The organism is Roseinatronobacter domitianus (assembly GCF_023336755.1).
Classification (GTDB): domain Bacteria; phylum Pseudomonadota; class Alphaproteobacteria; order Rhodobacterales; family Rhodobacteraceae; genus Roseinatronobacter; species Roseinatronobacter domitianus.
Genome location: NZ_JALZWP010000052.1, coordinates 1 through 1104, shown reverse-complemented (window position 1 = coordinate 1104; position 1104 = coordinate 1). Strand labels below are relative to the sequence as shown.

Here is a 1104-nt window from a genome sequence, read left to right as displayed (position 1 = left end):
CATGTTGGGACGGTCGTTGTTGTAAGTCCATAGCCATTTCGTGGCTTGATCCTGTGCCTCCTCGATGCTTTCGATGATGTATTGGTCCAGCCATTCATGCCGAACCGTCCGGTTGTAGCGCTCGACATAAGCGTTCTGCTGGGGCTGCCCAGGTTGGATGTGTTGGATGGTGATCTTGTGCTTCTCAGCCCATATTCTCAGCTTTTCGCTGATGTATTCGGGCCCGTTATCCACCCTGATCGTGCCTGGCTTTCCCCGCCATTCGATGATCCGATCAAGGCTCCGGATCACACGCTCAGCAGGCAAGGAAAAGTCGACCTCTATGCCCAACCCTTCACGGTTGAAGTCGTCCAAGACATTCAGCAGCCGAAATGCACGCCCGTCACCCAACCTGTCGGCCATGAAATCCATGGACCAGGTCACATTGGGCGCATCAGGCACCGCCAGCGCGTCGGGCTTGTCTCGTTTCAATCGCTTGCGGGGCTTGATCCGAAGGTTCAGTTCGAGCTCGCAATAGATGCGGTAAACCCTTTTGTGGTTCCATGGGTGCCCCTTGACGTTGCGCAGATGCAGAAAACACAGCCCAAATCCCCAAGTTTTGCGAGCATCGGTCAGACCGGTCAGCAGATCAGCAATCTCTTCATTCTCGTCGCGCAACTTTGGGCTGTAACGATAGCATGTCTCGCTGACCCCGAAGGCCCGGCAAGCCAAAGCAATGCTGATCCCGCGTCGTTCCACCGCCGTTTCGGCCATCTCGCGGCGCTGAGATGGCCCTGTCACTTTTTTCCAAGGGCTTCCTTCAGCAAATCCGCCTGCATGCTCAGGTCCGCATACATCCGCTTCAACCGACGGTTCTCATCTTCCATGGCCTTCATCTGGCTGATCAGGGACGCATCCATCCCGCCATACTTCGCCCGCCATTTGTAGAACGAGGCGTTGCTCATGCCATGCTCGCGGCACAACTCGGCCACCGGCACCCCGCCTTCGGCCTGACGCAGGAGCGCGATGATCTCCGCCTCAGTGTATCTGCTTGTCTTCATTCGAAATCTCCTCGTTCATCATGCCGAGAAAATTCTACTTATGCAGCCCCTTACTTTCGGGGGG

1 protein-coding gene is annotated in these 1104 nt (G+C 56.2%); it reads right to left on the bottom strand.

Going from position 1 to position 1104, the window contains the following annotated elements:
- Positions 1 to 1040, bottom strand: a protein-coding gene (locus M3N55_RS16665) for an IS3 family transposase (protein WP_249060980.1) whose coding sequence is annotated in 2 segments (ribosomal slippage) — positions 1 to 779 and positions 779 to 1040 — 1041 coding nt annotated over the 2 segments. Because the reading frame shifts where the segments join, the coding sequence is not laid out codon by codon here. This gene is flagged as partial in the annotation.
- Positions 1041 to 1104 lie beyond the last annotated feature (64 nt).